We start from the raw sequence: 22,027 nt of genomic DNA on the forward strand, positions 1-22,027 counted from the left end.
TAGCCTATTCAAGGAAAACAAAACCTGAGTTCATTTGTCCAGTTCATGCACTCAGGCCCCGCGGGCCGCGGGTTTGCACGAGGTTGTCCGGACGCAGGGCCGCCCTGCCCCGGCCTGCAACGTCGCGGCGCCGGAGAATCAAAAAGGCCCGCCGCAATGCGACGGGCCAGTTGCATGGGATCGACGTCGCAGAACAGGTCAGTCGAGGTGCCAGAGCAGGCCGGCGGTGATCTTGCCGCCGTTGACGCCGCCGCCCCAGCCGCCGGTGACCATGCCTTCGCCGCGCACGCTGAACTGCTGCGCGACGGCCATTTCGATGCCGGCGCCGAGACCATAGGACGGCGTACCGGTTAGCCAGCCGCCGCCGGCGGTACCGTAGACCATCATGTCGTCGCTGAGATAGCCGCCGAGCTTGCCCAGAAAGAGCGCGTTGACGCCGTAAAAGCCCGCACCGTTCCAGACCGTGTCGCCCTGGAACTCGACGCCGGTGACGATGGCGTCGGTGACTTCGAAGTTGGCGCCGACCACCACGCCGAGGGTGCCGTTGCCGCCCGGACCGGGCTGCGTGCCGAGTCCGGCGGTACCACCGACATAGAAGCCTTCGAAGCTGAACAGCGGGCTGTCGTAGATCTGGTTTGCCGGCATCAGCAGGTCAGCCGCCTGGGCGCCGGAGGTGAAGAGAGCTGCGGCGGCGACGCCGAGCATCAGACTCTTGGAAAAGGTCATCTTGGTCCCCTGGGAGGTGAAGGATCGAATTGACCTTCAGTCTGGGCTTTGCGCGCCCGCAGGACCAGATGCGCGGCAGGAAACTTGCCGAACGCAGATAAGAAAGGCTGAGCAGATGCAGGCGTTTGGCCGCAGATCGGCGCAATTTGTATCAAATTGAAACGATCGCCCAAAAAACAAGGGACCCCGCCGAGGCGGGGTCCCTGTTCGATGTCGTCGGTTCAGGCCGCTGGCCTGAGCTGTCCGAAATCTTAGAAGTGGAAGTTGAAGCCGATCTTGCCGACGTGAGCCGACTGGGCGCTGTTGTCCCAATCCCACTGGTAGGTGTACTCGGCCTTGACCGACAGGTTGTCGGCAACGGCGAATTCAGCACCGACACCAACCGGGACATAAGCACCGGTCGACGAGTTGGCACCAACACCGAGGTGAGCGTAGATGAGGGCAGCGTCAGCAACGAAGCCGAGCTTGCCTTCGACTTCACCCTGCCAGGTCGAGTTCGACAGCCAGGCGACTTCACCTTCGAAGCCGGCCAGCAGCGACTGGTCGATCATGACATTGACGCCGAGGTTGGCGCCCAGCGAGTAAACGGACGGCGTGGTCTGGCCACCGAGCCAGAGGCCGACATACGGGCCTTCCCAGTCAAAACCGACGGAATTGTCGATATAGGCCGGTTCGGCAACGATCAGGTCCGCGGCGAAGGTCGCCGAGGAGAAAGCCACGGTTGCCGCAGTGGCCAGCAGGGCGATCTTGAGAGTGCGCATCTGAGAATCCTTCTATGCATCAGTCAGTCAGGTTCAAGTAGGTCACATCGGCCGCGTGATGCAAGCGGTGCGCCCCACTATTGTGCGATTTGCGGACCGGTTCGGTCTAAATTGAGACGGCCTGTTGCAGACGCGACACAAGTAAAACCAACAAATGGTTAAGCCATGCACAACGAAGGCGGCCCACTGCTGGACCGCCTCGTCAAACAAGGCAAAATTGCGACGCAATCCTAGAAGTTGAAGTGGGCGCCGACGGTGAACTGATCCTTCGGGTTGCCACCCGAAATGGGGAATCCGTGCAGGTACTGGGCGCGCACGCTGATGGCCTCGGCGACGGCGAGTTCCACGCCACCACCAAGGAGGAAATCGTCCTCGGCCGGGGCCCCCAGATCAATGCCGTAACCGGCAGCCGTATAGAGCAGCACATTGTCGGTCAGGATCACACCGGCCTTGCCGATCACCTGGCCATAGGTGGTGTCGATCGTGCCACCGGTGAGGCCATGCAGCGCAACCTCGGCGCCGACAAGGTAGAAGTCGAACTGGGCATTGACGCCGGCATTGATACCCGCACCGTACTGGGTGCCGCCGGCGGGGCTGTTCTGCACCACGCCGTAGACGCCGGTATAGAAGCCATTCCAGTCATATCCGGTCGAGGCGACCGGCACTTCGACCGGCGACGAGGACACGGGCATGGTGATCAGGTCCGCGGCGTGCGCCGCGGTGATGCCGAAGCCGGCAGTGCCGATCAGTGCGGCAGCGGCGATGGTGTTGAACACACGCATTGTGGTCTCCTTGGATCGTTCGGACAAGGAAACGCCGCAAAGCTGCCGCGGTTCCAGGCCGGGTGCTTGGCCGCCCGGCGCCGCGACGGGAGGGTGCGCGTCCCCAGCACGGCCAGAACAGCAGTCTTTTCCGAGGATATGGACGTATTATGCCCGCCGGCCGGCAGGATTATGGCACCTCGCCGGCGTGGCAGAGTTGCAACAGAGGCTCCGAGGAGGCACCCTGCCCTCGGCCCGTCGGACCGCGACACTTGCAACCATCAATGTGAGGGGAAGTGGCGCGAGAGACGGGGCTCGAACCCGCGACCTCCGGCGTGACAGGCCGGCGCTCTAACCAACTGAGCTACTCCCGCAGCAGCGGCTCTGCCGCGCAACGTGGCGTCCGTTTAGAGGGCGGTTCGGGGATAGTCAAGCGCCAAAAACCCGAATTGGAGAGATACAAACATCCGTCCGAGGGCGCGCCCCTGCGGCGTCGCCATTTCAGGCGATCCGGCAGCGTTTTCCGAACCTTGTGGGATTGGCGCCAGGCCATGAATCTGGTGGGCGGTGACGGTCTCGAACCGCCGACCCTCTCGGTGTAAACGAGATGCTCTACCAACTGAGCTAACCGCCCGCTCTGGCGCGAAAGCGCCGACAGCGGCGCTCTACCTAGTTAGTTGCCGGTGGCGCGTCAACCCGCGCCTGAGAAAACGGCCCCGGCGGTGAAGCGCGGAGCCGTTTGCATAACCAGTCGGAAACGATGGCTTAGTTGATCGAGTCTTTCAGGCCCTTGCCGGGCTTGAACTTTGCCTGGTTGGAAGCCGGAATCTTGATCTCGGCGCCGGTGGCCGGATTGCGGCCGATGCTCGCCTTGCGCTTGGACACGGAAAACGTGCCGAAACCAACGAGGCGCACTTCGTCGCCCTTCTTCAGGGTCTGGGTGATCGCGTCAAAAACGGCGTCAACAGCTTCGCCGGCCTGCGCTTTTGTGATGTTCGCGCCGTCGGCAACCACGCCGATCAGATCGTTCTTGTTCATAGCGTTTCCTCACTTTGAAAGCCCGCCCTCGTGGGGCGGACTGAGACGCGCAACCCTTCGTCGATTCTGCTCGGAACGCAAGGAAATCCGGCCTTTTCAACCGGTCCGTCGCTGCAATTCTGTTAATGAAACGGAAATTTAGTCACAAGTTCGAACCGGCTATTGAGCCGAGACAGGTTTCTGCTCCCGCTTGATCCCCAGAAGCAGCGGCAGGGCAATAAGATAGCAGGCCCCGGCGGCCAGCCAGACGGCTCCCGGCCAGTACGACTTGACGGCAAAATAGCCGGCCGAGAAGGCCAGCGGACCAAACACCGCTGCCAGGCTGACGAGGCTGGCCAGGACGCCCTGCAACTTGCCCTGGCTGTCGCCATCAACTTGCCGGGTGGTGAGCGACTGCAGTGCCGGCATGCCGATGCCGCCCAGGGCAAAGAGCGGTCCGAGGGCGAACAGGATCCATCCCTGCGTGGCAAAGGCCAGGATGACCAGCGCCGTCACCTCGAAGGCGAGACCGAGGATGAACGCACGCTTCTCCCCCAGCCGGGCCGCCGCCGGTCCGGTGAGAAACGCCTGGGCGCCGGCATGGAACAGGCCGAACGAGCCCAGCGACAAACCGATCATCAGGCCGGACCAGCCGAACATGTCCTCGCCGAACAGCGCCCAGACCGTACCGTAGCTGGTGCCGACGAAATTGATCAGCACGAAGATCGCCATCAGCGGCAGCAAGGGCCTGAAACTCAGGGCCCAGCGCAGCGGCCGGAATGGATTGAGATTGGCGAAGTCGAATCGCGCCGAGGCATCGCCCTTGCGCGACTCGGGCAGGACGAACAGCGCCAGCGCCAGATTGACGCCATTGAGCAGGGCCGCCGCGAGGAACGGCGCGCGCAGCCAGACCTCGCCCAGCACGCCGCCCAGCACCGGCCCGATGATGAAGCCGATGCCGAACATGGCGTGGAAGTACCCAAAGCGGCGCGCCCGCTCGGCCTCGGCCGAAATGTCGGTGATATAGGCGGTGGCCACGGCCATGTTGGCGCTGGTCGCGCCGGCAATGGCGCGGCCGAGGACCAGCACCCAGAGTTCGGGCGACAGCGCCATGATCAGGTAGTCAATCGCGGCGCCCGCCAGCGAGACCAGCAGCACCGGGCGCCGCCCGTAGCGATCCGACAACACACCCAGCACGGGCGAGAGCAGGAACTGCATGGCGGCATAGAGCGCCAGCATCAGCCCGAACAGCGGCGCGATGTCGGCCGAGTGTGCCACGTCGCGCAGCAGGGCGGGCAGGATGGGGAAAATCAGGCCGATACCGACGGCATCGAGCATGACGGCTGCAAGAATGACGACCAGAGCCTTGTTCATCAACCAGCCTCACCATCGGGATCTGAACGATGTTCCTTATTCGTTCCCTTGCAGCAACGCAAGCTGCCCTGCCGAGAGCTCGTCTAGAGGTAGCCTCTGCCCTCGACCCAGAGCCCGCGGGGGACTGGCAGACCATCGGCGAGCCGCACGCGCAGCAGGTCGGCGCGCAGGCCCGGCGCGATGCGGCCACGATCGGCAAGACCGAGTACTGCAGCGGGGGTCGACGTTACCGTGGCGATGGCGGCCGGCAGGTCCATGGGCCCGTCGGCCAGCACGAAGGCCGCGTGCAGCAGGCTCGCCGGCACATAATCTGAAGTGAGGATGTCGAGCAGCCCTGCCCGGGCCAGTTCAAGCGCCGAGACATTGCCGGAGTGCGAGCCGCCGAGCACGACGTTGGGAGACCCCATGACGATCTTCATGCCGCCGGCGCGGGCATGTTCGGCAGCAAGGCGCGTGGTGGGAAACTCGCTGATGGAGATGCCGTCCGCGATCGCCTGGGCGACGTCTTCGGCACTGGTGTCGTCGTGGCTGGCGATTTCGAGCTGATACTCGGCTCCGAGCCGCGCCACCAGTTCGCGTGCGCCCGGCACATGCCGGTCCTGATGCTCGCGCCGTTCAGCGAGATAGAGATCGAACTCGGTATCGGTCCAGACATTGTTGTTCTTCTTGCGCCGGAACTCGCGATAGAGCGCCACATCATGCCACTGCCGCTGTCCCGGGGTGTGATCCATCATGGAGAGCAGGCGCAGATATGCATTGTCGATGTGCTGCTCGACCAGCGGCGGCAGCCCGCCGTCCGAGAGCTCGCAGCGGAAATGGAAATAGTGGTCGGCCTTGAGCAGCCCGCCCTGCCGGGCGGCCGTGATGCCGTCGATGGCGGCGACCAGCATCCGGGTGCGGCGCCCCTTGCTGTCGTAGTCGCCGAGCGACAGCGCATCGAGAACGGTGGTGATGCCGCTGCCCAGCACCTGGGTATCGTGCGCCAGCACGGCGGCGGTGGCCGACGGCCAGGTGACGCCGGGCCGCGGCTGCAGGTGATGCTCGAGGTTGTCGGTATGCAGGTCGATGAGGCCGGGAAGCAGATAGTCTCCCTCGAGATCGACATCGTCCGCACCGGGCGACAGCCGCTCGCCGATTCGACCTCCGACGATTGCCAGATCACCCTCGATGACACGGTCCTCGAGCACGAGGCGCGCGTTGCGCAGGTTGAGGGTTCTGCTGTCGTCGGTCATGTCGTGTCCTGCGCCTTGATCCATCGTGCCACAGCCTTGCGGCGGGGATGCGTCGGCTACAGCGCCGGCATTGCAGAATTGCGACAAAAAAGAAACGGCGCCCGAAGGCGCCGTCTCCATGGTTCTGTTCCGCTCGCCTAGTGCGGCAGGCCGGCAGTAGCCTCGTCGCCATCGACGGCGGGGTCGATCTTGGCTGCCGCGGCGGCCTTTTCCTCGTCCCACTTCCACTCGATCGGCTCGGGCTGGCTGACCAGGGCGCGGCTGAGCACCTCGTCCATCCGGCTCACCGGAATGATCTCCATCCCCTTGGTGACGATCTCGGGAATTTCCTTGAGATCGCGAACATTCTCCTCGGGGATGAGGACCGTCTTGATGCCGGAGCGCAAGGCCGCCAGCAGCTTTTCCTTGAGCCCGCCGATGGGCAGCACCCTGCCCCGCAGCGTCACTTCGCCTGTCATGGCAATGTCGTGCCGGACCGGAATACCGGTCATCAGCGAGACGATCGCCGTGGCCATGCCGATACCAGCCGACGGGCCATCCTTGGGCGTGGCGCCTTCGGGCACGTGCAGATGGATGTCGCGCGTGTCGAACAGCGGCGGCTTGATGCCGAGGTCGACGGCGCGCGAGCGCACGTAGCCGGATGCGGCAGTGATGGATTCCTTCATCACTTCCTTGAGGTTGCCGGTCACCGTCATGCGGCCCTTGCCGTGTGTCATGACGCCTTCGATGGTGAGAATCTCGCCACCGACCGAAGTCCAGGCCAGGCCCGTCACCGCGCCGACCTGCGGCTCCGCATCGATCTTGTCATTGCGGAAGAAAGCCGGACCGAGATAGTCCTCGATGGTCTGGGCATCGATGACGACCTTCTTGACCTTCTTGACCAGAATGTCGCGAACCGCCTTGCGCATCAGCTTGGAGATCTCGCGCTTCAGGTTCCGGACGCCGGCTTCCCGCGTGTAGTTGCGGACAACCGTCATCAGTTCCTCGTCGCCGAGTTCGAATTCCTTGGCGTCGAGCCCGTTTTCCTTGAGGGTTTCCGGGATCAGGTGGCGTCGGGCAATCTCGAACTTCTCCTCTTCGGTGTAACCGGCGAGGCGAATGATCTCCATGCGGTCCATGAGCGGGCCGGGAATGTTGAGCGTGTTCGAGGTGGTCACGAACATCACGTCCGAGAGATCGTAATCGACCTCCAGGTAGTGATCGGCAAAGGTGTGGTTCTGCTCCGGATCGAGCACTTCGAGCAGTGCCGAGGACGGATCGCCACGGAAATCCTGGCCCATCTTGTCGATTTCATCGAGCAGGAAGAGCGGATTGGACTTGCCGGCCTTCTTGAGCGACTGGATCACCTTGCCGGGCATCGAACCGATATAGGTCCGGCGGTGGCCGCGGATTTCGGCCTCGTCGCGGACACCGCCGAGCGCCATGCGCACAAATTCGCGGCCGGTCGCCTTGGCGATCGAGCGTCCAAGCGAGGTCTTGCCGACACCCGGGGGGCCGACGAGGCAGAGGATCGGGCCCTTGAGCTTGCCGGTGCGTGACTGCACGGCAAGGTACTCGAGGATGCGTTCCTTGACCTTCTCAAGTCCGTAGTGATCGTCGTCGAGCACCTTCTCGGCAAAGACCAGGTCGCGCTTGACCTTGCTCTTCTTGCCCCAGGGCAGCCCGAGCAGCGTGTCGAGATAATTGCGCACCACCGTGGCTTCGGCCGACATCGGGCTCATGGTCTTGAGCTTTTTCAGCTCTGCCTCGGCCTTGGCGCGGGCTTCCTTGGAGAGCCGGGTCTTGCCAATACGCTCCTCGAGCTCGGTGAGTTCGTTCGAACCTTCCTCGCCGTCGCCCAGCTCGCGCTGGATCGCCTTCATCTGCTCGTTGAGATAGTACTCGCGCTGCGTCTTCTCCATCTGCCGCTTGACGCGGGAGCGGATGCGCTTTTCCACCTGCAGCACGCCGATCTCGCCTTCCATCAGACCGAGAATCTTCTGCAGCCGCTCGGCAACCGAGACGGTGGACAGCAGATCTTCCTTCTCGTTGATCTTGATGACGAGGTGGCTGGCGATGGTGTCGGCAAGCTTGCTGGCGTTCTCGATCTGGCCAACCGCAGTGACCACCTCGGCCGAGATCTTCTTGTTGAGCTTCACATAGCTCTCGAACTCGGTCTGGGCCGAGCGGGCCAGAGCCTCGATCTCGACGGCATCGCCTTCCGGCTCCTCGAGGATGGAGGCTTCGGCCTCGAAGTAATCCTCGGTCTGCAGGTAGCGATCGATAGTGGCGCGGTGCAGGCCCTCGACCAGCACCTTGACGGTGCCATCGGGGAGTTTCAGGAGCTGCAGAACCGACGCAATGGTGCCCGCATCGTAGATCTGGTCGGGCGACGGATCATCGTCCTGAGCATTCTTCTGGGTCACGACAAGAATGTGCTTGTCGTCGCGCATGACTTCCTCGAGCGCCTTAACGGACTTCTCGCGCCCCACGAACAGGGGAACGATCATGCCCGGGAACACGACGATGTCGCGCAAGGGAAGGACCGGATAAACCCGGTCCCGGTCGAAATCAGCGGCGCCTTTGGTGACGTCCGACATAAGCGGTCCTTTCCTGGTGCGCGACAGGCGGGAGAAGGAAACGCGCGCACCCTAGTGGCAATCAGCTGGCCCCTCACAGTGAGCAGGATGGCTGATTCTGCATGATAGATAGGTTCTCACCATCCAAGGGCAAGTCAACCTAACCGAAAAGACGGGACAAAGTCTTGATGCAGGTCAGGATATCGGCGTGCGCCGCCCGCCGGCCCGCGCAAGCTGCCCGCAGACTTCCGCTTGGTAGTCCTCCCTACTGTCCCTGACAACCCGGAGGTTGGACACTGCACGCAACAAGCAGCCTGTGCCGCAACTGTGGAGGGATGTGTCATGGCCAGTGTGTTGTCGATCAGTTCGGTGCAGCTGATGCTGCAGAAATCCAGTCCGCCATCGATCATCGTGCTGGTGTCGGGCCAGGTCGGAACGCCGGGCTGGCGAAACATTGAACTGAGGCCGCTGGAAACCAAGTTGTCCGACGACGGCATTCTCGATCTCGATATGGTCGGGACGCCGCCCGAAGGCATCGTCATCCAGCTGGTTACCACGGTCTCCACCGACTTCATCATCACCGAGGACGTCGAGAAAATCGTCGGCGTCGCCATCCATTCGCGCAGCGGGGTTACCACCCAACTGCTCGACAGTGCGCCGACGACCGGGCACCCGCCCGAGCCAGCGTCCCGGCTGACGACATTGGCGCTGGGCGAAGAGGATATGTTCCCGAAACTCCCGCAAGAAAAGCTGCCGTGGGGAGAAAAGCTGCCCTGGGGGGAGAAGTTTCCGCCCGGCGAGAAGTGGCCGCTCGAGACCATGGCCACGCACGGCGGCGAGAGCGGTCCGTTCTCGTTCGAAAAGAACCCGATCACCGATGTGACCGTTGGCGGCCAGACCTTCCCCGGCGAGGACAAGGTTTCCATCAACGACATGCTGATCCACACCTCGCCGTTCTTCGGGTTCCGGCGTGGATGATGGCCTGCTCGTCGCCGGCGGCAGCGCAGACCCCAATCTGGTCTGGCTGGCTGAGGCGGCAGCGGCGCTTGGTGTCGAGTATCGTACCGTCCTGATTGATCCGGACCGTCCGCCCGATTTCTGCTGGCACCTCGACGGCGCGCTGCTGGTCGATGGCGCCCGGCTCGACTGCCAGGCGCTGTTCTGCCGCCACGACGTGTTTGCAACGCTCGCCAATCCCGATCCGATGCTGGCGGGGGCCGTCTCGGCCTGGCATGCGTCACTGATTGGTTACGGATTGAGCCGGGAGCTCAAGATGTTCAACCGCAGCATCGACGCGCAAACCGCCAGCAAGGCCGCCATGCTGGGTCTCGCGGCTCGGCACGGCTTTGCGGTTCCGGAGACGGTCATCACCAATGGCGAGGTCCACCTGCCCGACAGCCACGGTGGATGGATCGCCAAGCCTGTGGCCGGCGGCAGCTACGTGATGCAGTTGAAAGATGCACTGGCAAAGAGCGGATCACGCTCGGCGCGCCTTGCTGCACCGGCCATCGTCCAGCCGGAACTCTCCTATCCCGAACGACGGGTGTATCGGATTGGCGACAGCCTCTACGTCTTCGACATCCGCTCGCGCACCGTCGACTCGCGTCTCGACGGCAATTGCGAGATCGTGCCCCTGCCCCTGGCTGCGCTACCGGAGGGCATGCCGAAAAAGCTCATCGCCCTGACTGATGCCGTCCGCTGCGATTTTGGCGCCATCGACCTCAAGACCGCTGCCAACGGCGAGCTCACGTTCCTCGAGTTGAACAATGGACCGATGTTCGTCGGCTATGACCGGACCACCGGCGGCGTGATGGCGCGGAAGATGGTCGAAGTTCTCACAGCTCGGCACTGATGGAGGGGCCGACATAGCGGGCCCGCGGGCGGACGCGCTGCCCCGAGCTGATCTGCTCGAGCATATGCGCCAGCCAGCCCACGGTCCGCGCCAGAGCGAAAAGCGTCAGCGGCGCATCGCGCGGCATGCCGTAATTGGCCGTCAGGACTGCCAGGGCGAAGTCGATGTTGGGCTTGTTGCCGGTGATCTCCTCGACCGCCCGGCGCAGGTCGCCATAGGCGCGCGGCATTTCCATCAGCGACAGCAGTTCGATCGCCCGGACGTCGCCACCGGGGTAGAGCCGGTGGTTGAACGCCGGGATGGGACGGCCCTGCCCCAGCCACTCGCGCACGGCCTTGGCAGCGCCGATACTTTCGGAGCGATCGACGAGGCTGAACAGCGGTCGCGATGCGTCCCCATGCAGCGGGCCGCTCAATGTGGCGAGGCCGGCCAGCGTTCCGGCCGCCAGGGTCGTGCCAGTGGAGATCGACACGCGCGCGGCAAAGGTCGACGAATTGAGTTCGTGGTCGGCCAGCAGCACCAGGGCGCGGCGGATGAAATCCTTGGCCTCCGGCAGCCCCCACAGGTTGGCCAGCCGGCCGTGCAGCGAGCCGGTCTGCGGACCGGTGAGCGCGCCCGCAACCGTCATGAGGATCGAGCCCGCCTCTGGCCGCAGCACCTCTTCGGAGCGGCCATAGGTCGGCACGTCATGGCTGGCCCTTATGGCCAGTGCCGTGAAAGCCGCAGGAATGCCGCCAGCCTCGGTGGCCGCAGTCTCGTGCGGTCCGTGCCAGTCGCCATCCCAGAGAAGGGTCGCGATATTTTCCAGTCGCGCCGTGCGCGAGAGTTCCACGGCGTCCTTGCCGCGATAATAGAGCCTGCCGCCGATAATGGTGGAGAGCGCCGAGGGCAGCACCGGCTCCCCCCACTTCACCGTTTCCTCGGCTATCACCCTGGAACTGCGCCGCCCCCGCGATCGCTTTGCCAGGCGGTCCACGTCCTCGACGCTATAGAGACTGCGGCGGCTATCCTGCGGGTCGGGCTTGGCGGTGATGCGACCGCGGCTGACATTTGCATAGAGCGTCTGCGGCTTGCTGCCCAGACGCGCCAAAGCTTCAGTCGCCGTCAACCACATAATCCCTCACATTGATAAATTCGGTCAAGATTGACGTCAATCTTACGCCTCCTATTGTCAACTGCAACCACAGAGGTGACGCAAATGACTGATGGACTGGAAAACGTAATCGCGGCGGAGACGGCGCTCTCGGATGTTGATGGCCTCGCCGGGCAGCTGGTGATCCGCGGCCTGCCGCTCGGTGCCATCGCCGGCCGGATGAGCTATGAGGCGACGTTGATGTTGCTGTGGGAGGGCCTGTTTCCCGACCTGCCAGACGACCTGGTGCCGTCGCTGGCGGCAGCCCGCGTATCGGTGTTTGCCGAGCTGTCGCCGCAGTTTGCCGCCGTTTCGCGGCTCGATGCCTTCGACGCCGTCCGCGCACTGATGGCGCATCTGCCGGACGGCACGGACCTGGGCAGCGCACTGCGCCTCGCGGCGGCACCGGGCGTCTGTCTCGCCGCCTGTCTGCGGCTGCAGTCCGGCCAGCAGCCGATCGCGCCGGATGCCGGCAATAGCCACGCCGTCGATGTTCTTCGCATGCTATCGGGCGCGGTTCCGCTCCCGGCACAGGCCGCGGCGCTCGACAGCTATCTGGTCACGGTGATTGATCACGGCCTCAATGCGTCAACATTTGCCGCTCGGGTCGTTGCCTCGACGCAGGCGGGCCTGACGTCGGCGGTGCTGGCAGCGCTGGGTGCCCTCAAGGGTCCGCTGCATGGCGGCGCACCCGGCCCGGTGCTGGACATGCTCGACGCGATCGGCACGGCGGAGAATGCTGCTCCCTGGATCGAAAGCGAACTGGCGAACGGCCGCCGGCTGATGGGGTTCGGGCATCGCATCTATCGGGTGCGCGATCCGCGGGCCGACGCGCTTGGTGCGGCGATCGGCCGGCTCAAGGCGTCCACACCCGTCAACGCAGAGCGGATGGCGCTGGCGGCCGACGTCGAGACGGCAGCGCTTGCCGCCCTCAGGCGCCACAAGCCCGACCGGGCACTGCAGACCAATGTCGAATTCTACACGGCGCTACTGCTCGAAGCGCTCGGCTTTCCGCGCCACACCTTCACGGCGGTGTTCGCCATGGGCCGGGTCGGCGGCTGGATTGCGCATGCGAAGGAACAGGCAGCCGGTAGCCGCCTGATCCGTCCCAAGTCACGCTATGTCGGCCCGGCGCCGCAGGCAGCTGCCTAGGCTGCTGCAGGCTTGGGCGGCAACTGGCCGAACGGCGTCGACATCGAGATCTTCGTCTCTTCCTCGGTCATGTCTGCCGGAACATCGGCAAACAGCGGGGTCGACAGGTAGCGTTCGCCGGTGTCGGGCAGCATGCAGAGAATGTTGCTGCCCGGCGCTGCCTTTTCGGCGACCTTGAGCGCCGTTGCGAAGGTGCCGCCGGAGGTAATGCCGACGAAGATGCCCTCCTTCTGGGCCAGGTCCATGCTGCACTTCATCGATTCCGGCCCGGCGACGGTGATGATCTCGTCGATCAGCCCCTCGCTCTGGGCGAGGCCGGTGATCCGCGGAATGAAGTCAGGGCTCCAGCCCTGGAACGGATGCGGCTTCCACGCCGCGTGGCTGGCGGTGGGGGCACCGTCCTCGCGCCGCGCCTGTTCCTCGCCGCTGAGCAGCATGGGCGCGCCATCGGGCTCGCCGACGATGATCTTGGTGTTGGGGCTTTCATTGCGCAGGACGCGGCCGACGCCCGTCAGGGTGCCGCCGGTGCCGAAACCGGTCACGAAATAGTCGAGCAATTCGCCCTCGAAATCGTTGAGGATTTCCCGCGCCGTGGTGCGCGAATGCGTCTCGGGATTGGCCTCGTTCTCGAACTGGCGGGTCTGGAACCAGCCATTGGCCTTGGCCAGTTCCTCGGCCTTGGTCACCATGCCGCCGGCACGGGCCGCAGCCGGGGTGAGCACCACCTTGGCGCCCAGGAAACGCATCAGCTTGCGGCGTTCGACCGAGAAGCTCTCGGCCATCACCAGCACCAGCGGATAACCCTTGGCGGCGCAGACCATGGCGAGGCCGATGCCGGTATTGCCCGACGTGGCTTCGACAACCGTCTGCCCGGGCTTGAGCGTGCCGGCCTTTTCGGCCGCCTCGATGACGCCGAGCGCCAGGCGGTCCTTGACCGAGCCCAGCGGATTGAAGGCTTCAACCTTGACGTAGAGATTGACGCCCTTGGGACCGAGCTTGTTGATCCGGACGACAGGTGTGTTGCCGACTGTCTCGAGAATGTTCTGATATTTGTGGCCCATGGCAGCCTCCCTCGTTTGCGTGGGCGGAGACTACGCCGGGCGCACGGGCGGTGGAACCCCCTCCGGCAATTGGCGTGCGCCCATGCGCCTGCTACCAAGGTCGTAACGGGAGATAGCGCCATGGTCGACGCAACGACGGCAAAGCGGATCGAATTGCTGGGGCTGGCGACCGATGCCGGCGCGGCGACTCGGGGCGCCACGATGGGTCCGGAAGCGCTGCGGATTGCCGAACTGGCAGAGACGCTCGAGTCGCTGGGGCACACGGTCGTCGACCGCGGGGATTTCCGGCCGGAGGAAAGCGGCCCCAGACCGGAGCGACGCCGGGCCGAAATCCTGACTGTCGCCAGGCACGCCAGCGATACCGGCCTCGACATCCTCCGCTCCGGCGGCCTGCCGATCTTCATGGGCGGCGACCATTCGATCTCGATGGGCTCGGTATCGGCGGTGGCGCGCTGGTGCGCCGAGCGCGATCAGGAGCTGTTTGTCCTCTGGTTCGATGCGCACGGCGATTTCAACACGCCGGAGATCTCGCCATCGGGCAACCTGCACGGCATGGCCTTGGCGCTGCTGTGCGGCGAGGACGAGTTCGACGACGCCTTCGGCGGGGCCTGGCGTGGCGAAGTCGACCCGGCCAAGGTCACCCTGTTCGGCGCCCGCTCGATCGACGGGGGCGAGCGGGCCCTGCTCGAGGCGCGCGGCATCAATGTCATCGATATGCGTATGATCGACGAAGAAGGCGCGACGGCACCCATCCGGCGCCTCATCGAAGAGGTCGAGGCTGTTGGCGGGCATCTGCATCTCAGCCTCGACGTCGACGCGCTGGACCCTGCAATTGCTCCGGCAGTGGGCACGGTGGTGCCCGGCGGCTTGACCTATCGCGAGGCGCATCTGGTCATGGAGATGCTGAACGACGCGCAGATCGTCGGTTCGCTCGATATTGTCGAGCTCAACCCCTTCCTCGATCATGCCGGCAAGAGCGCCCTGCTGCTGGTCGACCTGGCGGCCAGCCTGTTCGGCCGCAAGATTATGGGCCGGCGTCGCTGAAGTCGTCGGGGGCTATTGCCCCCGGTGTTCGAGGCGCCAGACGGCGATGGCGCCCTCAATGGCGCGCTTGAAGTCGTCCTTTGCGGTCGCTGCGCTCTCGACGATTTCGCGGACGCGCCAGAACTCCAGCGCAGCGAACGAGCCAACTTCCGCCCGCACCAGCAGGTTGGGGCGCATCTGGCTGACGGCGGCATCGACGAGGCGCTGCGACATGATTTCTGTGGCGGTGATCGCCGCATCCATGATGGTAGGTTCGGTCGGCGTCAGCGTCAGGTCGGGAAACCGTTGAACGTCGATACCGATCACCAGATCGCAGAGCCCATTGAGGCGGTTGACCGGTAGCGGGTTCGTGACGCCGCCATCGATGTGATAGCGGCCACCGATCAGCACCGGGCGGAAGAGGCTGGGAATGGCCATCGAGGCGGCAATGGCCGGCGCCAGCGGGCCGGACTCGAATACCACCTCCTGCCACGCATGATAGTCGGTGGCGACGGCCTTGAAGGGAATTTTGAGATCGTCGAAATCGGCCGGGAAGTCTATGGGCAGGAACGTGTTAGTGACTTCCACCGCGTCGGGCTGCAGTGACAGGCCGTTGGCGAACAGCCGTTGCAGATTCAGCGGGTTGCGGGTCCAGAAGGTGCTGGCGATCTGCTGCACGCTGCCCAGTACATGGTAGGCATGCTCGCGCAGCTCCGCACCCGTCATGCCGTTGGCCCAGCCGGCGCCGATCAGCGCGCCGATCGACGCGCCGGCTACCGCAGCCGGGCGCAGGCCGAGTTCGTCCATGGCTTCGATATAGGCGATATGGGCCAGTCCGCGCGCTGCGCCGCTGCCCAATGCTACCCCGATCCGCATGATCCCGTCCCCAAAGCAGAAAGGCCCCACCGGGTGCGGCAGGGCCTTTCAGATGTCACTGCGTCGCCGGCATCAGGCGCTGGCGGGCGCGTCTTCCTTCTTGCGCTCGGCGTAGATATAGAGCGGGCGCGCGTCCTTGCCGTTGACGACTTCCTCGCTGATCACGACTTCCTCGACGCCTTCCAGCGACGGCAGGTCGTACATGGTATCGAGCAGGATGCCTTCCATGATCGAGCGCAGGCCGCGGGCGCCGGTCTTGCGCTCGATGGCATGCTTGGCAATCGCCAGCAGCGCATCCTCGTGGAAGGTCAGTTCGACCTCTTCCATCGAGAACAGGCGCTGATACTGGCGTACCAGGGCGTTCTTGGGCTCGGTCAGGATCTGGATCAGCGCCGCCTCATCGAGATCCTCGAGCGTCGCCAGAACCGGCAGACGGCCGATGAACTCGGGGATCAGGCCGAAACGGACCAGATCTTCCGGCGCGACTTCGCGCAGGATGTCGCCGACGCGGCGATCCTTGGGGTCCTTGACGACGGCAGCAAAGCCGATGCCCGAGCCCTCGGAGCGAGCCGAGATGATCCGCTCCAGACCCGCGAACGCACCGCCGCAGATAAAGAGGATATTGGTGGTATCGACCTGCAGGAATTCCTGCTGCGGATGCTTGCGCCCGCCCTGCGGCGGCACGGAGGCAACGGTGCCTTCCATGATCTTGAGCAGAGCCTGCTGCACGCCCTCGCCCGAAACGTCACGGGTGATCGAGGGGTTGTCCGACTTGCGGCTGATCTTGTCGACTTCGTCGATATAGACGATGCCGCGCTGGGCCTTCTCGACATTGTAGTCGGCGGCCTGCAACAGCTTGAGGATGATGTTTTCCACGTCCTCGCCGACATAGCCGGCTTCGGTCAGCGTGGTCGCATCGGCCATCGTGAACGGCACGTCGAGGATGCGGGCAAGGGTCTGCGCGAGCAGGGTCTTGCCGGTACCGGTCGGGCCGATCAGCAGGATGTTCGACTTGGAAAGCTCGACATCCTGGTTCTTGGTCGCGTGATGCAGACGCTTGTAGTGATTGTGGACGGCCACCGACAGCACGCGCTTGGCGCGGTACTGGCCGATGACATAATCATCCAGGATCTTGCAGATATCTGCAGGCGTCGGAACGCCGTCGCTGGATTTGACCATCGAGGTTTTGTTTTCCTCGCGGATGATGTCCATGCAGAGTTCGACGCATTCATCGCAGATGAACACCGTCGGGCCGGCGATGAGTTTCCTCACCTCGTGCTGCGACTTCCCACAGAAAGAACAGTAGAGCGTGTTCTTCGAGGATTCGCCGCTGGTATTGTCCTTGGACATCCTGTCACTCCCGGGAGGCTACCTCCCAAAACCACGCTAGCAATCACGCTAACGCACGACACCTAAAGAAAATGTAAGTCGGACCGACCTTAAAGGCCAGCCCGACTCGCCGCAATTACGGGAGTGTCACACTCCCGTGTCCATTTGAGTTGGCGTTAATGCCTAAAATGCTCACGAAGCCTCGGGGATGGCGCGCTTCTCGAAGACGCTGTCGATCAGGCCGAGTTCCTTGGCTTCCTCGGGGCTGAGGAAGCGGTCGCGCTCGAGCAGGTTCTCGATCTCGTCGTAGCTGCGGCCACTGTGCTTGACGTAGATTTCGTTCAGGCGGCGCTTGAGGTTCTCCGATTCACGGGCGTGAATCATGATGTCGGTCACCTGGCCCTGGTAGCCACCGGAGGGCTGGTGCACCATGACGCGGCTGTTGGGCAGCGAGCCGCGCATGCCGGCTTCGCCGGCCGTCAGCAGCAGCGAGCCCATCGAGGCCGCCTGCCCCATCACCAGCGTCGCCACGGCCGGGCGGATGAACTGCATGGTGTCGTAGATCGACAGACCCGACGTCACCACGCCACCGGGCGAATTGATGTAGAGGCTGATTTCCTTCTTCGGGTTTTCCGACTCGAGGAACAGCAGCTGCGCGCAGATCAGCGCCGCCATGTTGTCCTCGACCACGCCGGTTACGAAGATGATGCGCTCCTTGAGCAGGCGCGAGTAGATGTCATAGGCACGCTCGCCACGGTTGGTCTGCTCGACCACCATGGGCACGAGCATATTCATGTAGGTATCAACCGGATCTCTCATTGGGGTCCCTTGCAAGGATTCGAATCAGCGTCGGGCCGATTGCAGCGGATGCCGCCTTAACGGGCGGTAAAGGCAGACATAGGCGGCACTGTGACGGCAATCAACCGGCCCAAGATGGCTGCTTGATAGGCTGGTAAACAGCTACCTAGATGGGGAGGGCAACGGGCGGGTCGCAGGACTTGTGGCAAGTAAGGAATTTCCTTACATTCGGGCATGATCACCAGCAAGCTCAGCAGCAAGGCACAGACCACCATCCCGCACGCCGTACGGACCGCACTTGGCCTCCGGGAAGGCGACGAGATCGCCTATGTCATCGAAAATGGTCGCGTGGTGCTGAGCAAAGCCGCAGCACCAGTGGTGGACGACCCATTTGCGATGTTCGACGAGTGGAACAGCGAACAGGACCGCACGGCCTATGCCGATCTTTAGGCGCGGCGCAGTCATTGCCGTGCCATTTCCCTATGTCGAGCTACAAGTTCGCGAAAGGCGCCCGGCGCTGATCGTATCGGACGGCGGAGTCGGGGATAACGAACAGCTCTACTGGGCGCTGATGATCACCAGTGCACAGAACAACCCCTGGCCAGGCGATGTCGCCATCCCGTCCAATGTCCTGCTGACCGGTCTTCGCGCCGATTCCGTTGTGCGGACGCGAAAGATCGCCACCATCGACGCGGGCTCTGCGCGCCAGATTGGTGTCGTGCCCGAGCATGTGCTGGCTGCCGTTGACGCAGAACTGCGGCTGGTTCTCGGACTCTAGCTCGCCGCGAAAGTGACGGCGACGCCCTTCTTGCGGAAGTAGGACTGCATCAGCTTGCGGCCCTGGCGGTTGTTCTGGGCCAGCTTCGAGTGCTCGAACACGGCCTCCTTGGCACCCTCGCGCAGCATGGCCGACTTCAGAGCGGCAATGTGCAGGTCGAGCTCGTGGTTGTCGGCCTTCAGCGAGGCGTAGACGTTGTCCATGGCTTCGGAAAGGGTAAGGTCGCTCACGGGCAGGCTCCGGTTCGGCTTTTCATTGGCGCTTTCCCTAGCCTAGTTTTGCGGCACCGCAAGGCCCTTTCTTCAACCGCGGACCTTTGCAGCGATTGCATCGGCCCGGCGAAACCCTAGACTTGCGCGTCCGCAACCCCTTCGAAAAGTCCATGGCCGCCATCCTCCAGCTCAAGCCGGTCACCGGCGTTCCCGACGTCCGCAAAGCCTCCGCCCGCCCCGGCGATCCGGCCTTCTACCAGAACCCTTACAGCTTCTATGACCAGCAGCACGCCAGTCACCCGGTCTTCTTCTGGGAAGAGTACGGCCACTGGTGCTTTGCCGGTTTCAAGGATGTCAGCGCCCTGCTCCGCGACAAGCGCTTCGGCAGGGACATCCTGCATGTGGCCACGCGCGAGGAACTCGGCATGCCCGAGCCGAAACCGCATACCGCCGACTTCGACCTCACCGAAAAGTACTCGCTGCTCAATCTGGAGCCGCCGGCCCACACCCGGCTCAGGACATTGGTCAATCGGGCCTTCGTGTCCCGCCATGTCGAGCAATTGCGGCCGCGGATCGCCAGGCTTGCGAACGAACTGATCGATGGTTTCGAAGCCGATGGCGAGGTCGAGCTGCTCAAGGCCTTCGCCGCGCCGGTTCCGGCGGTTGTCATTGCCGAGATGATCGGCCTGCCGGCCGAGATGGCAACCCAGTTGCTGGCGTGGTCCAACCGCATGGTCGCCATGTACATGTTCGGCGTCAGCGAGGCGACCGAACTCGACGCCAATGCCGCTGCAGTCGCCTTCACGGATTACCTCAAGAGCGTCATTGCCGAACGGCGCAAGGCTCCGAAGGCCGACCTTCTCACCCATATGCTGACCGCCGAGATCGACGGCGAGCGCCTCTCGGAGGGCGAGGTCATTTCGACCGCCATCCTGCTGCTCAACGCCGGGCACGAGGCTACCGTGCACACCACCGGCAACGGCGTGAAGGCCATTCTGGAAAGCGGGCTGGATCCCGAAGTCCTGTTCGGCAGCGACCAGCAGACCGAGGCCACGGTGGAAGAGTGCCTCCGCTTCGACGCGCCGCTGCACATGTTCACGCGCTATGCGCTGACCGATATCGAGCTGGACGGCGGCGTGTCGCTGCGCAAGGGAGATGTCATCGGCCTCATGCTGGGCGCGGCCAACCGCGACCCGGTGCGCTTCCAGGACGCCGGGCGCTTTGATCCCTTCCGCAACGATGGCGCCAATGTCAGCTTCGGTGCCGGCATTCATTTCTGCATCGGTGCGCCGCTGGCTCGGCTGGAAATGCAGGTGGCGATGCAGACGCTGTTCGCCCGCCTGCCAGGGCTGCGACTCTCAGCCACGCCGCATTACAAGGACGTGTACCACTTCCATGGCCTCGACAGTCTGCAGGTCGCCTGGAGGTAAAACGCGCCATACGGCTTCGTGATGCATCGAAACCGGGCCCATGTCCGTTCAAGTGCCACCAGGAGGTGTCGCCATGAGCAGCAACGCAGAAATCGCCAAACGCCTGCATCACTTCGCCGAAAACATCGATCGCTGGCGCGCCGAGGCGACCCGCCTGAAGCAACTTGTCGGCCGCATGCGCGACGACAAGGCCGAGGTCGACCAGCTGGTGGCGCTGGAGGAGACTGCCAACGAGATCTACGCCGACGTTGCTGCCTTTCGCGAGACCGTCGACGAAATTGCCCAGAAAAGCCCCGAGGCCGCATCGCAACTGGCGGGCGTCAGCGACGCCCTGCATCTGGTGCTGCTCGAAATCACCGAACTCGGCCTCAAGCTCTACGAGAAGCACTCGGGCCTTCCAGAACTGGCCGAACCCGCTACAGCCCAGTAGCGCCTAGAGGTCGCGCAGCACCCTGGGCACCAGATCAGGCAGATCCTCTGCCGTCATGCCGGGGCCGCCGAACGCTGCGGCTGCAGCGCCGTGCACCCAGACGCCGGCGGCTGCCGCCTTGGCCCCGTCCATTGTCTGGGCAAGAAAGCCGGCCACCAGTCCAGCCAGCACATCCCCGGCGCCGGCCGTCCCGAGCCAGGCCGGCGCATTGGCATTGATTGCCGCGCGGCCGTCCGGCGCGGCAATCACCGTATCGCTGCCCTTGAAAATGACGATGGCGCCGGAGCGCGACGCAGCGGTCCGTGCCTGATCGACTTTCGAGCCGGCGACCTCGCCGAAGAGCCGCTTGAACTCGCCGCCATGCGGGGTCATCACCACCGGCCGCGGCTGCGCCTTGACGGCCTCGAAAAGCGTCTCCGGGTCGTCCCTGAAGCTCGAGAGCGCATCGGCGTCGAGCACGGCGGCCGCGCCGGACTCGAGGATGGCCAGTACATTGGACCGGCTGGCCTCGCCGATGCCTGCCGCGGGGCCGATGACCACGGCCCTGACCTTGTGCTGATCGATCAGCAGCGACAGGCTGGCCGCCCCCTCGGCCGGCTTGAGCATGATCGCCGTCACGTGGTTGGCATGGACCAGCAGCGACTGCTGGCTGCCCGTCAGCGTCACCAGCCCCGCCCCGGACCGCAGCGCCGCGGTGGCCGACAGGCGCGATGCCCCGGTCTGCAGCGGGCTGCCCGATACCACCAGCACATGGCCGCGGTCGAACTTGTGCCCCTCCGTCGACGGCTTTGGAATGCTCCAGAGCGCTGGTCCGTTTTCCCACAAGGCGGGGGCGATGGTTGCGAGGACGGCGGACGGAATTCCTATGTCGGACAGCGTCAGGTCACCACAGAGCGCCCTGCCCGGCTGCAGCAGATGCCCGGGTTTCTTGCGAAAGAAGGTGACGGTCTGCTGCGCCTTGATGGCCACGCCGCGGACCTGTCCCGTCGCCCCGTCGAGCCCGCTGGGCACATCGATGGCGACAACCTGCCGGCCCGCTGCATTGACCGCTTCGATCAGCGACTGCAGCTTGCCCTCGACATCGCGATCCAGTCCTGCCCCCAACAGGGCATCGATGATCAGTTCGGCGTCGCCGATCTGCTCGGGCGTCGCCTCGGCCACCTGCCCGGTCCATTTTCCGGCCATGGCAGCGGCATCGCCCTTGAGCTTTGCAGGATCGCCGAAGAGCGCCAGCCGCACCGTCCAGCCCCGGTCGCGCAGCAGCCGGGCGACCACGAAGCCGTCGCCGCCATTATTGCCCGGACCGCAGAAAACGAGGGTCTCCACCTTCTCGAAGGCGCCGACAATCGCATCGGCCACGGCGGTGCCCGCCGCCTCCATCAGCTCCAGCGAGGCGATTCCGGCGTCCACGGCCAGCTGGTCGGCGCGGGACATTTCCTGAGGCGTCAGAAGTTCGTGCATGCAGAGGACTTTAGCGCGGTTCGACCGGCGCCGGAAGCATCAGGCGCCGGTATTGCCGCGCGGC

Annotated in this window: 22 protein-coding genes and 2 tRNA genes; 8 read left to right on the forward strand and 16 right to left on the reverse strand. The window is 64.3% G+C overall.

The window, feature by feature from the left end; all coding sequences use genetic code 11:
• Nucleotides 1–198: 198 nt before the first annotated feature.
• From AC0L4C_RS14990 to lon, 9 genes are all read right to left on the reverse strand, one after another.
• On the reverse strand, nt 199–726 hold the full coding sequence (locus AC0L4C_RS14990) for a hypothetical protein (protein ID WP_473400481.1): 528 nt from the start codon (nt 724–726) through the stop codon (nt 199–201).
• Between the two features lie 251 nt (nt 727–977).
• Entirely contained in the window at nt 978–1,487 is a 510-nt protein-coding gene (locus AC0L4C_RS14995) for an outer membrane protein (RefSeq protein ID WP_473400482.1), read from the reverse strand.
• Between the two features lie 230 nt (nt 1,488–1,717).
• Nucleotides 1,718–2,269: an outer membrane protein gene (locus AC0L4C_RS15000; protein WP_473400484.1), complete on the reverse strand. Its 552-nt coding sequence runs from the start codon at nt 2,267–2,269 to the stop codon at nt 1,718–1,720.
• Nucleotides 2,270–2,545: 276 nt separating this feature from the next.
• Nucleotides 2,546–2,622, reverse strand: a tRNA-Asp gene (locus tag AC0L4C_RS15005).
• Nucleotides 2,623–2,806: 184 nt separating this feature from the next.
• Nucleotides 2,807–2,882, reverse strand: a tRNA-Val gene (locus AC0L4C_RS15010).
• Between the two features lie 131 nt (nt 2,883–3,013).
• Nucleotides 3,014–3,286: an HU family DNA-binding protein gene (locus AC0L4C_RS15015; RefSeq protein WP_473400485.1), complete on the reverse strand. Its 273-nt coding sequence runs from the start codon at nt 3,284–3,286 to the stop codon at nt 3,014–3,016.
• A 159-nt stretch (nt 3,287–3,445) separates the two neighbouring features.
• On the reverse strand, nt 3,446–4,639 hold the full coding sequence (locus AC0L4C_RS15020; protein WP_473400486.1) for a TCR/Tet family MFS transporter: 1,194 nt from the start codon (nt 4,637–4,639) through the stop codon (nt 3,446–3,448).
• An 83-nt stretch (nt 4,640–4,722) separates the two neighbouring features.
• Nucleotides 4,723–5,871 carry an alpha-D-ribose 1-methylphosphonate 5-triphosphate diphosphatase gene (locus AC0L4C_RS15025; protein ID WP_473400488.1) on the reverse strand — a complete coding sequence of 383 codons (1,149 nt, stop codon included), beginning with the start codon at nt 5,869–5,871 and terminating at the stop codon, nt 4,723–4,725.
• Between the two features lie 137 nt (nt 5,872–6,008).
• The gene (gene lon, locus AC0L4C_RS15030) at nt 6,009–8,450 is read right to left on the reverse strand and encodes an endopeptidase La (RefSeq protein WP_473400489.1); all 2,442 of its coding nucleotides are present in this window, start codon (nt 8,448–8,450) and stop codon (nt 6,009–6,011) included.
• A gap of 321 nt (nt 8,451–8,771) precedes the next feature.
• Here lon and AC0L4C_RS15035 point away from each other — a divergent pair, with 321 nt between their 5' ends.
• Together AC0L4C_RS15035 and AC0L4C_RS15040 are read left to right on the forward strand one after the other, a co-directional pair.
• Nucleotides 8,772–9,407 carry a hypothetical protein gene (locus AC0L4C_RS15035; RefSeq protein WP_473400490.1) on the forward strand — a complete coding sequence of 212 codons (636 nt, stop codon included), beginning with the start codon at nt 8,772–8,774 and terminating at the stop codon, nt 9,405–9,407.
• Nucleotides 9,400–10,281: an ATP-grasp domain-containing protein gene (locus AC0L4C_RS15040; protein ID WP_473400491.1), complete on the forward strand. Its 882-nt coding sequence runs from the start codon at nt 9,400–9,402 to the stop codon at nt 10,279–10,281. The genes AC0L4C_RS15035 and AC0L4C_RS15040 overlap by 8 nt, the downstream gene beginning before the upstream one ends.
• Here AC0L4C_RS15040 and AC0L4C_RS15045 read toward each other — a convergent pair.
• Complete coding sequence (locus AC0L4C_RS15045) at nt 10,265–11,398, reverse strand: citrate synthase (protein ID WP_473403529.1); 1,134 nt, start codon at nt 11,396–11,398, stop codon at nt 10,265–10,267. The two genes, AC0L4C_RS15040 and AC0L4C_RS15045, sit on opposite strands and share 17 nt — an antisense overlap.
• An 81-nt stretch (nt 11,399–11,479) precedes the next feature.
• Here AC0L4C_RS15045 and AC0L4C_RS15050 point away from each other — a divergent pair, with 81 nt between their 5' ends.
• Nucleotides 11,480–12,565 carry a citrate synthase/methylcitrate synthase gene (locus tag AC0L4C_RS15050; RefSeq protein WP_473400492.1) on the forward strand — a complete coding sequence of 362 codons (1,086 nt, stop codon included), beginning with the start codon at nt 11,480–11,482 and terminating at the stop codon, nt 12,563–12,565.
• On the opposite strand, the gene cysK is transcribed toward AC0L4C_RS15050, so the two are convergent.
• Nucleotides 12,562–13,626 carry a cysteine synthase A gene (gene cysK / locus AC0L4C_RS15055; RefSeq protein ID WP_473400493.1) on the reverse strand — a complete coding sequence of 355 codons (1,065 nt, stop codon included), beginning with the start codon at nt 13,624–13,626 and terminating at the stop codon, nt 12,562–12,564. The two genes, AC0L4C_RS15050 and cysK, sit on opposite strands and share 4 nt — an antisense overlap.
• A 120-nt stretch (nt 13,627–13,746) precedes the next feature.
• Here cysK and rocF point away from each other — a divergent pair, with 120 nt between their 5' ends.
• The gene (gene rocF, locus AC0L4C_RS15060; protein WP_473400494.1) at nt 13,747–14,670 is read left to right on the forward strand and encodes an arginase; all 924 of its coding nucleotides are present in this window, start codon (nt 13,747–13,749) and stop codon (nt 14,668–14,670) included.
• Between the two features lie 12 nt (nt 14,671–14,682).
• Here the strand turns inward: rocF and AC0L4C_RS15065 are convergent, their stop codons facing one another.
• The 3 genes from AC0L4C_RS15065 to AC0L4C_RS15075 all read right to left on the reverse strand — a co-directional run bounded on the left by AC0L4C_RS15065 (nt 14,683) and on the right by AC0L4C_RS15075 (nt 17,673).
• Entirely contained in the window at nt 14,683–15,525 is an 843-nt protein-coding gene (locus tag AC0L4C_RS15065) for a patatin-like phospholipase family protein (RefSeq protein ID WP_473400495.1), read from the reverse strand.
• Between the two features lie 72 nt (nt 15,526–15,597).
• The gene (clpX, locus tag AC0L4C_RS15070) at nt 15,598–16,875 is read right to left on the reverse strand and encodes an ATP-dependent Clp protease ATP-binding subunit ClpX (protein ID WP_473400496.1); all 1,278 of its coding nucleotides are present in this window, start codon (nt 16,873–16,875) and stop codon (nt 15,598–15,600) included.
• Between the two features lie 171 nt (nt 16,876–17,046).
• The gene (locus AC0L4C_RS15075; RefSeq protein WP_473400497.1) at nt 17,047–17,673 is read right to left on the reverse strand and encodes an ATP-dependent Clp protease proteolytic subunit; all 627 of its coding nucleotides are present in this window, start codon (nt 17,671–17,673) and stop codon (nt 17,047–17,049) included.
• Between the two features lie 213 nt (nt 17,674–17,886).
• On the opposite strand from AC0L4C_RS15075, the gene AC0L4C_RS15080 reads away from it, so the two are divergent.
• Together AC0L4C_RS15080 and AC0L4C_RS15085 are read left to right on the forward strand one after the other, a co-directional pair.
• Entirely contained in the window at nt 17,887–18,102 is a 216-nt protein-coding gene (locus tag AC0L4C_RS15080; protein WP_473400498.1) for an AbrB/MazE/SpoVT family DNA-binding domain-containing protein, read from the forward strand.
• Nucleotides 18,089–18,430 (forward strand): type II toxin-antitoxin system PemK/MazF family toxin, encoded by a 342-nt coding sequence (locus tag AC0L4C_RS15085; RefSeq protein WP_473400499.1) that lies wholly within the window; start codon nt 18,089–18,091, stop codon nt 18,428–18,430. Before AC0L4C_RS15080 ends, AC0L4C_RS15085 begins: the two co-directional genes overlap by 14 nt.
• On the opposite strand, the gene AC0L4C_RS15090 is transcribed toward AC0L4C_RS15085, so the two are convergent.
• Nucleotides 18,427–18,660 (reverse strand): hypothetical protein, encoded by a 234-nt coding sequence (locus tag AC0L4C_RS15090; RefSeq protein ID WP_473400500.1) that lies wholly within the window; start codon nt 18,658–18,660, stop codon nt 18,427–18,429. The two genes, AC0L4C_RS15085 and AC0L4C_RS15090, sit on opposite strands and share 4 nt — an antisense overlap.
• Nucleotides 18,661–18,812: 152 nt before the next feature.
• On the opposite strand from AC0L4C_RS15090, the gene AC0L4C_RS15095 reads away from it, so the two are divergent.
• Nucleotides 18,813–20,072, forward strand: a complete 1,260-nt coding sequence (locus tag AC0L4C_RS15095) for a cytochrome P450 (protein ID WP_473400501.1) — start codon at nt 18,813–18,815, stop codon at nt 20,070–20,072.
• A gap of 73 nt (nt 20,073–20,145) precedes the next feature.
• Nucleotides 20,146–20,502, forward strand: a complete 357-nt coding sequence (locus AC0L4C_RS15100; protein WP_473400502.1) for a hypothetical protein — start codon at nt 20,146–20,148, stop codon at nt 20,500–20,502.
• A gap of 3 nt (nt 20,503–20,505) precedes the next feature.
• On the opposite strand, the gene AC0L4C_RS15105 is transcribed toward AC0L4C_RS15100, so the two are convergent.
• Nucleotides 20,506–21,963 (reverse strand): NAD(P)H-hydrate dehydratase, encoded by a 1,458-nt coding sequence (locus AC0L4C_RS15105; RefSeq protein WP_473400503.1) that lies wholly within the window; start codon nt 21,961–21,963, stop codon nt 20,506–20,508.
• Nucleotides 21,964–22,027 lie beyond the last annotated feature (64 nt).

Source organism: Devosia sp. J20-27 (assembly GCF_055808595.1).

Coding starts and splice junctions, on each gene's coding strand:
- lon (WP_473400489.1), bottom strand. CDS start 8,450: ATGTCGGACGTCACCAAAGGCGCCGCTGATTTCGACCGGGACCGGGTT.
- AC0L4C_RS15095 (WP_473400501.1), top strand. CDS start 18,813: ATGGCCGCCATCCTCCAGCTCAAGCCGGTCACCGGCGTTCCCGACGTC.
- AC0L4C_RS15050 (WP_473400492.1), top strand. CDS start 11,480: ATGACTGATGGACTGGAAAACGTAATCGCGGCGGAGACGGCGCTCTCG.
- AC0L4C_RS15035 (WP_473400490.1), top strand. CDS start 8,772: ATGGCCAGTGTGTTGTCGATCAGTTCGGTGCAGCTGATGCTGCAGAAA.
- AC0L4C_RS14990 (WP_473400481.1), bottom strand. CDS start 726: ATGACCTTTTCCAAGAGTCTGATGCTCGGCGTCGCCGCCGCAGCTCTC.
- AC0L4C_RS15075 (WP_473400497.1), bottom strand. CDS start 17,673: ATGAGAGATCCGGTTGATACCTACATGAATATGCTCGTGCCCATGGTG.
- AC0L4C_RS15020 (WP_473400486.1), bottom strand. CDS start 4,639: ATGAACAAGGCTCTGGTCGTCATTCTTGCAGCCGTCATGCTCGATGCC.
- AC0L4C_RS14995 (WP_473400482.1), bottom strand. CDS start 1,487: ATGCGCACTCTCAAGATCGCCCTGCTGGCCACTGCGGCAACCGTGGCT.
- AC0L4C_RS15085 (WP_473400499.1), top strand. CDS start 18,089: ATGCCGATCTTTAGGCGCGGCGCAGTCATTGCCGTGCCATTTCCCTAT.
- AC0L4C_RS15100 (WP_473400502.1), top strand. CDS start 20,146: ATGAGCAGCAACGCAGAAATCGCCAAACGCCTGCATCACTTCGCCGAA.
- AC0L4C_RS15080 (WP_473400498.1), top strand. CDS start 17,887: ATGATCACCAGCAAGCTCAGCAGCAAGGCACAGACCACCATCCCGCAC.
- AC0L4C_RS15065 (WP_473400495.1), bottom strand. CDS start 15,525: ATGCGGATCGGGGTAGCATTGGGCAGCGGCGCAGCGCGCGGACTGGCC.
- cysK (WP_473400493.1), bottom strand. CDS start 13,626: ATGGGCCACAAATATCAGAACATTCTCGAGACAGTCGGCAACACACCT.
- clpX (WP_473400496.1), bottom strand. CDS start 16,875: ATGTCCAAGGACAATACCAGCGGCGAATCCTCGAAGAACACGCTCTAC.
- AC0L4C_RS15105 (WP_473400503.1), bottom strand. CDS start 21,963: ATGCACGAACTTCTGACGCCTCAGGAAATGTCCCGCGCCGACCAGCTG.
- AC0L4C_RS15015 (WP_473400485.1), bottom strand. CDS start 3,286: ATGAACAAGAACGATCTGATCGGCGTGGTTGCCGACGGCGCGAACATC.
- AC0L4C_RS15000 (WP_473400484.1), bottom strand. CDS start 2,269: ATGCGTGTGTTCAACACCATCGCCGCTGCCGCACTGATCGGCACTGCC.
- AC0L4C_RS15025 (WP_473400488.1), bottom strand. CDS start 5,871: ATGACCGACGACAGCAGAACCCTCAACCTGCGCAACGCGCGCCTCGTG.
- rocF (WP_473400494.1), top strand. CDS start 13,747: ATGGTCGACGCAACGACGGCAAAGCGGATCGAATTGCTGGGGCTGGCG.